The sequence below is a fragment of the Bacillus sp. 05T31 genome, from assembly GCF_056396725.1.
The window spans coordinates 1-7268 of record NZ_JBFTMA010000246.1; the positions used below are offsets into that span (position 1 = coordinate 1).

Genomic DNA, 7268 nt, shown 5'->3' on the forward strand with positions numbered 1-7268 from the left:
GTGTTCAAGGTGTACTGAATGATAAGATTGAAGGTGTTTTGCAAAATAAAACCAATCAGGTTTTGAAAGATCTTTCAGCAAGAGCGATCGAACAGATAGAAGAAAGAGCATTTGTATCAGTCTCCGCATATAATAAAAAGTGGAATGACGCTCTTTCAACAAATAGAGAGAAAATAAATGTGCAAATAGCAATACGTTCTACAAACAACAAAGATACAATTGTGGTTGGCACACCGATCATAACTTCTGAGTATTGAGTGAATAGATACTGAAAAAAGGACACGGAGGGGAATAATTTGGAAAAGATCATCGTCCGTGGCGGAAAGCGGTTAAGCGGCACAGTGCGTGTTGAGGGCGCAAAAAATGCTGTATTACCTATAATCGCTGCAGCCCTATTAGCGAGTGACGGAAAGAATGTACTATCTGAAGTACCAGTATTATCTGATGTATACACAATTAACGAGGTATTACGTCATTTAAATGCTGAAGTCGTATTTGAAAATAACCAAGTAACAATCGATTCTTCTAAAGAATTAAATATTGAAGCACCATTTGAGTATGTACGTAAGATGCGTGCATCTGTTCAAGTAATGGGACCATTATTAGCGCGTAATGGTCGTGCTCGTATTGCACTTCCTGGTGGATGTGCAATTGGTTCACGTCCAATTGACCAACATTTAAAAGGCTTCGAAGCAATGGGAGCGAAAGTAAAAGTTGGTAACGGATTTGTTGAGGCACACGTAGAGGGCGAACTAAAAGGAGCTAAAATTTATTTAGACTTCCCAAGTGTAGGCGCGACAGAAAACATTATGTCTGCAGCTACATTAGCAAAAGGGACAACAGTCCTTGAAAACGCAGCGAAAGAGCCAGAAATCGTTGACTTAGCTAACTTCTTAAATGCAATGGGAGCGAAAGTACGCGGAGCTGGAACTGGAACGATTCGTATTGAAGGCGTTGARAAATTATATGGTGCAAACCACCCTATTATTCCTGATCGTATTGAAGCAGGAACATTCATGGTGGCAGCGGCAATTACAGGTGGAGACATCTTAATTGAAAATGCTGTGCCTGAACATTTGCGCTCAATTACAGCGAAAATGGAAGAAATGGGTGTTAAAATTATTGAGGAAAATGAAGGTGTACGTGTTATCGGCCCAGATAAGTTAAAAGCGGTTGATATTAAAACTATGCCTCATCCAGGTTTCCCAACAGACATGCAATCACAAATGATGGCATTATTACTACATGCTGATGGAACAAGTATGATTACAGAAACGGTATTCGAAAACCGCTTTATGCACGTTGAAGAATTCCGTCGTATGAATGCTGATATTAAAATCGAAGGTCGTTCTGTAATTATGAACGGTCCAAGTAGCTTGCAAGGAGCTGAAGTAGGCGCAACTGATTTACGTGCTGCAGCAGCATTAATCTTAGCTGGTTTAGTATCAGAAGGTTATACTCGTGTAACAGAGTTAAAACATCTTGACCGCGGTTATGTAGATTTCCATAAGAAATTAGCTGCATTAGGTGCAACTATTGAACGTGTAAACGAAAAAGTAGAAGAAGTGAAAGAACAAGAAGTTTCTGATCTTCACGCTTAATTGAAATAGTCTCTATGTCTTTTGACATAGGGGCTATTTTTTTTTGGGCTATTACTGTTATAGTCAATAAATTCTATACTTATGCACGTCTCAGTAAAAATATTTAGAAAATTTTCGCTTTACTTCGTTATTTGCGGTCAGTAAACCGCCACCTCATTAAATTTTCACTTTATACCGATACCCCTAAGTATGTTCCTTGTTATTCCGTTTGCGAAAGCAAAAGTAGGGGAAGAAGCAGCTTCTAAAACTCCTCCAGCGATAGAAAGTATACCAGCTCCAGGGAAAGTGGATACAGCGGTTCAAGTTGCTGTATATCGTGATCAGCAGAAGAAGGTAGAAACATTACCTATGGAGGAGTATGTGGCCGGTGTAGTAGCTTCTGAGATGAATGCCAGCTTTGAAATAGAGGCGCTAAAGGCGCAGGCATTAGCAGCAAGAACATTTGTAGTGCAGCGTATGCTAAGCGGTGGTAAGAAAAACAATGCGGACGTGACAGATACAGTGAAAGATCAAGTGTACAAAAGCAAAGAGGAATTGAAGAAACAATGGGGTAATAACTATGAAAATAATTTAAAGAAAATTGAGGAAGCCGTTTCGAAAACCGCAGGACAAGTTTTAACGTATGATGGAAAACCAATTTCAGCATCCTTCTTCTCAACGAGTAACGGACGAACAGAAAATGCAGCTGATTATTGGGGGAATGATTATCCGTACTTGAAAAGCGTAGATAGTCCGTGGGATCAAGCCTCTCCAAAATTTACGAGTGAGCAAAAATTCACAGTAGCTGATTTTCAAAAACGTCTCGGTGTGAAAGTACTAGCAAACGGAAAGGTTGGTAATATTAAAGACCTTACGGAAGGAAAGCGAGTAAAGGATGTAGAGTTCCAAGGGAAAACATTAACAGGAAAACAAGTTCGTGAAAAGTTAGATTTACGCTCCTCAGACTTTACGTGGAAACAAGAAGGGGATAACATCACCGTTACAACGAAAGGATTCGGTCACGGCGTCGGTATGAGCCAGTACGGTGCGAATGGYATGGCAGYGGAAGGTAAGAAATATACAGAGATAGTCGCTCATTACTATAAAGGCATTGAAATAAAGACGATGAATGATTATGAAGGAAAATTGATGGTGAAGAAGTAGGTGTCAGGGGTTTCCTGATACCTACTTCTTTTTTGTTTAAAATATCATAATCCTCCATTAATCATTTGGTATAATTAGGGAAAACGTTTGGGGGAGACAGAATGGCGCTACTGGAGTTGAAACAGGTAGGGAAGACGAACCAGTTACCGGCAATTGAACTGGAGGTTGAAAAAGGACAATGTGTTGTTTTGCAATGCAATAATCATACAGCTAAAGTGTTGCACCGCATCATTATCGGTGAAGAAGCAGCTTCAACTGGCAATGTACTATTTGAAGGCACAACGATTGGAAAGAAGAATTATTCCCGCATTGGTTTTTGTTTTTTGAAAGATGAAGCATACGATCGTTTGAAAGTGAGGGAGTACTTCAAGTTTATATTAGGGCTTTATGAATCTAACATGAGTATGGAAGAAGTAGTACAATATGTCGGTCTTCTAGATAAGTTAAATGTTAAAATAGAAAAACTGTCATTTTCAGAGAAACGTCGCCTTCATATCGGGCGAGTTATGATTCATAATCCGGATTTAGTTATTTTAGAAGAGCCGGAGCAAAATGTCGATACAGAGAGTACGATCATTATTCGAAAAGCGATTATGAAAATGAAAGAGCAAGGAAAGGCAATCTTTATTACGTCCTCCTTTTTATCRGATGCCCTTTCGYTGACAGAAGATGTRTACATATTAAACAAYGATGGTGTGAAAAAGATAGAAATAGAGCAAGARGAAGTTGAAGAAGTCGATGAAGAAAAAGTAGTTCAAATGATTCCGCAAATGAAACTGGAAAGAATACCAGCGAAAGTGAATGATAAAATCATTTTACTGGATCCGATGGAGATCCATTTCATTGAAACGCAAAGTGGAGTGACACATATTCATGTGCGTGAAGGTGATTTCGTATGTGCATTAACATTAAGTGAATTAGAAACGAGATTAACAGGATTCGGATTTTTTAGATGTCATCGCTCGTACCTCGTTAATTTACAAAGAGTACGAGAAGTCATTACGTGGACACGTAATAGTTTTAGTTTAATTTTGGATGACGAAAGAAAAAGTTCAATCCCGCTTTCAAAAGGACGAATGGATGAATTAAAAGGTGTAATTGGGCTATGAAAATGCTCCAATAAGCTCAAAATACGATTCATTCACCGGTAAAAATACTCCTTTTACCGGTATTTTACTGCGCCTACCCTTTGTTTTTCATATGATTGAGTCAAGAAAAACGAAACAAACAAACGAAAAGCGCTAAAGCGACTTTCATCTATAAAAAGAAAAACAAAGGGGATGACGAAATGACATTGGCAATTGAAATGAAAGATGTAATGAAAAGTTTCGATGGAAAAACGGCCCTTCGAAATGTAAATATTGAGGTAAAGCAAGGAGAAATCTTTGGATTCCTCGGACCGAGTGGATCTGGAAAAACGACAACCGTAAAAATATTAACATCTCAATTGCTTCATAGTATTGGAACGGTACGAGTGTTAGGGAAAGACATTACAGGRCCAAGCAGCATCGATTACAAACGAATCGGYATTTTAACAGACAATAGCGGCTTATAYGAMAGACTTAGCATTTATGATAACTTACTATTATTTTGTGACTTATACGATTGCAAAAAAGAACGAATTGATGAAGTGTTAGCACAAGTGAACTTATTGGATGATAAAAAAACACAAGTGAAAAAATTGTCAAAAGGAATGAAGCAGCGCGTCACACTAGCGAGAGCGATTCTTCACAAACCAGATATCCTCTTCTTAGATGARCCAACATCTGCACTTGATCCAGTAAATGTGCAAAACATTCATAAAATCTTAAAAGACTTAAATAAAGAAGGAACAACGATTTTTTTAACAACGCACAACATGGATGAAGCAGAAACGCTTTGTAACCGCATCGCCTTTCTATGCGGCGGAGAAATTGTAGCGCTTGATACACCAGAAAACTTGCGATTAAAATACGCGAAAGATCAAATACAAGTTGTGTTAAAAGATAAACAAAAAGAAACAGTGAAAAAAGACGAATTAGGTGCAAAACGTATTTCAGAATGGATGAACAAAGGAGAATTACTATCCATTCATTCACACGAACCAACTTTAGGTGATATCTTTATTGAAGTTACTGGGAGGGGATTGTAATGACATTTTCAATGAGACGTGTATCAGCTATTTTTAGAAAAGAAGTACAAGATTTTAAGACGAATTCACAAGTGTTGTTAATGGCATTTTTACCAATTATATTTTCATTTTTATTTAGCAGATTTGGAGCGGGAAAGGAAATGTTAGGTACTACTACTATAACGGCCTTCCTATTTGTCGCAGGCTTTGTTCAATCTATGGTAATCGCAGAAGAAAAAGAAAAACATACACTACGTGTGTTAATGTTATCCCCAGCATCTTCTGTTGAAGTTCTTCTTGGAAAGAGTTTATTAACAGCGGGTCTGACGATGGTCATTTGTATTGCAAATTTATTCATTTTAGATCAGTTAAATATCAATCTTCCATTGGTAGGATTGATATTCCTATGTGGAACTATTTTATTTATCGTGCTTGGAACAATGATCGGATTACTTGCATCTTCTGTACCACAAACATCATTAATTGGAATGCCTATTTTAATGACGATGTATTTAGCTGTACAATTTGAGTCACTAGTTGAAAATAAAACAATTAAGACGATGATTGAATATCTTCCAACATCTCATATTGTAAAAGCAATTAACAGCTTAGTAGGTGGGGCAGGATTTAGTAGTATTGGTGGGCATGTACTAAATGTTGGAGTGTGGCTTATTCTTTCGCTTATTGCATGTTTGATCGTATATAAAAAGAAACAAATGGACTAAAAACTGAGCTCAAACGCTCAGTTTTTTCCTTTTTCTATCATTTCCTCGGAAATTTTGCAATTCCTATACATATTTTTACAGAATTTGTCGAAAAGTAATTAGTTATAGGTTGTATAGGATGAGTGAATATTGTTCAAAATGATTGCTGAGGTGATGATGGAATGCGAGGAAGAAATAGTAAAAAGTCGCAAAAAGTAGTACATTTATTTCAAAAAAGATGGGTGTTTCCGGCACTATACATTGCTTGTGCAGCGGTAATCTTAATGGTTGCGCTATGGTTCCAGGGAGCTAATCCAAAGAAAGCTCCGAACCAAGATCAAGCAACGCCGTATACACAAACGGAAGATCCGGCAGTACCGGTAACAAAATCTTCAGAAGTAGTGAAAATGCCAGCTGCAGTAAATGCAGAAGTAGTAGTACAGAAGAAATTCTATGAAGATGCAGCATCAGAGGCGGAACAAGAAAAAGCACTTGTCTTTTATAACAACACATATTCCCCGAATAAAGGAATTGACATTGCTGCGAAAAACGGAAAAGAATTTGATGTTACAGCTGCTTTAAGTGGTACAGTAACGAAAGCTGAAAAAGATTCACTTCTTGGTTATGTTGTAACAGTAGATAGTGGAAATGGTGTAGCAGCATCTTATCAAAGYTTAGGCAGTGTGAAAGTAGAAAAAGGTGCAAGAGTCGCGCAAGGTGAAGTGTTAGGRAAATCAGGTCTAAATGCAATGAATAAAGAKGYAGGTTCTTACGTTCACTTTGAAGTACGTAAAGACAATGTGGCTGTGAACCCTGAGCGTTATTTAAATAAATCAGTAGCAGAAATTAAAGCTGATGCRGGTGCTGCAAAGGCGACRAATGCTTCTGGTAAAAAARCTGATGACAAATCTCAAAAAGAAGAAAAGTCAACAAGCACGAAACCAGAAAGTAAAACAGAAGATAAGTCTCAAAAAGAAGAGAAATCAACAAGCGGYTCGACKAGTGATAAAGAGACGAACGGYAAACAAGATGAGAAATCTCAAAAAGAAGARAAATCAACGAATGGTTCTACAGAATCATCTAACRGTTCTTCTTCACAAGAATAATAAAGTGAAAAAATCAGTTCTCATTAGGAGAGCTGATTTTTTTATTTTTATATAAAAATAATCAATTTCGGGAAAAAATTTGCAATAACAAGGAAAAATGACGAGATTCTCGAATATATATTACAAAAGGGAGGGGATACTGTGTCATTTTTATCTGTTCTGTCGATTGCTATCATTTTATTGTTTGTTTTATTCGCTTTATATTATTATATTGCCGGTAAGAAAGAAGTCCCCCACCATCAGTTGTTAGAAGAAGAATATGAAAGAGAAGAGTGACACCTTTTATAAAGAGGTGTCACTTTTTTTCGCCATAATTGTCATCGTTAACGTATTTCTCACAAAAAAATGTAATTTTTCTTAACTTAGTCCGCAAAAATAGTGAACATGTAGCATATATCAGTAGTGCGGGCAATACAATGGTATAAACCAATGCAAAGAGAGTGTTTGAGGTGAGAAATCGTGAATCATTTCATTATAAATCCAAGAATGTTTAACGCTTACAAACAGCACTCACATTTCCTTCATAGTCGTATGCAGCGAGTCTCATTTCACACTTCTCACATCCAATTTAGGGAGGCGAGTGGTGTGCACGATTACATCAAAG

General features: G+C 37.3%; 8 protein-coding genes. All 8 read left to right on the forward strand.

Annotated features, from left to right (window positions below; all coding sequences use genetic code 11):
- On the forward strand, positions 1-257 hold a 257-nt coding region (locus AC1DJR_RS15705; RefSeq protein WP_477002973.1), incomplete at its 5' end, for a YwmB family TATA-box binding protein.
- 39 nt (positions 258-296) lie between these two features.
- Complete coding sequence (gene murA, locus AC1DJR_RS15710) at positions 297-1601, forward strand: UDP-N-acetylglucosamine 1-carboxyvinyltransferase (RefSeq protein WP_002068497.1); 1305 nt, start codon at positions 297-299, stop codon at positions 1599-1601.
- A gap of 171 nt (positions 1602-1772) precedes the next feature.
- Positions 1773-2744 carry a stage II sporulation protein D gene (gene spoIID, locus AC1DJR_RS15715; RefSeq protein ID WP_477002976.1) on the forward strand — a complete coding sequence of 324 codons (972 nt, stop codon included), beginning with the start codon at positions 1773-1775 and terminating at the stop codon, positions 2742-2744.
- Between the two features lie 101 nt (positions 2745-2845).
- On the forward strand, positions 2846-3853 hold the full coding sequence (locus AC1DJR_RS15720; protein ID WP_429687981.1) for a LytTR family transcriptional regulator DNA-binding domain-containing protein: 1008 nt from the start codon (positions 2846-2848) through the stop codon (positions 3851-3853).
- Between the two features lie 179 nt (positions 3854-4032).
- Positions 4033-4875 (forward strand): ABC transporter ATP-binding protein, encoded by an 843-nt coding sequence (locus AC1DJR_RS15725; RefSeq protein ID WP_477002974.1) that lies wholly within the window; start codon positions 4033-4035, stop codon positions 4873-4875.
- Positions 4875-5579: an ABC transporter permease gene (locus AC1DJR_RS15730; protein ID WP_429687982.1), complete on the forward strand. Its 705-nt coding sequence runs from the start codon at positions 4875-4877 to the stop codon at positions 5577-5579. The genes AC1DJR_RS15725 and AC1DJR_RS15730 overlap by 1 nt, the downstream gene beginning before the upstream one ends.
- Before the next feature lie 161 nt (positions 5580-5740).
- Positions 5741-6664, forward strand: a complete 924-nt coding sequence (locus AC1DJR_RS15735) for a peptidoglycan DD-metalloendopeptidase family protein (protein ID WP_477002975.1) — start codon at positions 5741-5743, stop codon at positions 6662-6664.
- A 141-nt stretch (positions 6665-6805) separates the two neighbouring features.
- Positions 6806-6940: a hypothetical protein gene (locus tag AC1DJR_RS15740; protein WP_002016211.1), complete on the forward strand. Its 135-nt coding sequence runs from the start codon at positions 6806-6808 to the stop codon at positions 6938-6940.
- The last annotated feature ends 328 nt before the right edge of the window (positions 6941-7268 follow it).